The organism is Vibrio sp. D173a, from assembly GCF_030248475.1.
Window position 1 is genome coordinate 1 of record NZ_JAHGAH010000698.1, and the last position, 638, is coordinate 638.

A 638-nucleotide genomic window follows, 5' to 3' on the forward strand; every position below is an offset into this window, starting at 1 on the left:
GGCAAGCACAATCGCCACCAGCAAAGGCGCGATCAAATGACCGAAAAAATAGATGGTGATAAAACCAAATAAAATGATGGCCACCAAACTGACTGCATGTGGATCAGAAAAACGTCGCTTGTACCAACGATTCATCATTTCAAGCATGTGATTGCAATTCCTTTTTTGTAACTTGGATTTGGTGATGACCAGAACAAGGTTCTACTTCAACGGTAAAAGCTTGCTTGGATAAAAAGCTTACAATATCGGTCATTGAGCTCTGATCAGCAATATGTATCAGCAAGGACTGACCATTTTCTAACTTAACACTGTGACGCTTGGCTAATAATAACGCCATTGGGCAGCGCTCTTGGCGTAAATCTAGAATATTTGGTTTCATTATCTAGCTCGATGCTTATTATAAGGGTCGTATTGTAATCTGTTTTTGAAAACGTGCCATCTTTCATTCCGCAACCTTTAGTTTAACGCACGTACTTAAACAAAGGTGAGATCAGATAAAGAACCATTTCGTGTTGCTCTTGTCTTACTGTCAGAAGAAACGGAGTATTACTGACTAATATGTTTAAACGCGCTCGCTCAATCGCTTGCTTATGCGTCGCTACAACACTAGGCACCCCATTACTGGCTCAAGCGAACAG

At 40.9% G+C, this 638-nt stretch carries 1 protein-coding gene and 1 pseudogene; both read right to left on the bottom strand.

Annotated elements, in window-relative coordinates; genetic code table 11:
* Positions 1–147 (bottom strand): annotated as a pseudogene (locus KIV40_RS28615) (AI-2E family transporter); the annotation flags it as partial.
* The gene (locus tag KIV40_RS28620; protein WP_285352604.1) at positions 140–379 is read right to left on the bottom strand and encodes a sulfurtransferase TusA family protein; all 240 of its coding nucleotides are present in this window, start codon (positions 377–379) and stop codon (positions 140–142) included. The gene KIV40_RS28620 and the pseudogene KIV40_RS28615, both read right to left, overlap by 8 nt.
* Between the last annotated feature and the right edge of the window lie 259 nt (positions 380–638).

What these genes read in the sequence shown, in the direction of transcription:
- KIV40_RS28620 (WP_285352604.1), bottom strand. Translation starts at nt 379, where the DNA reads ATGAAACCAAATATTCTAGATTTACGCCAAGAGCGCTGCCCAATGGCG.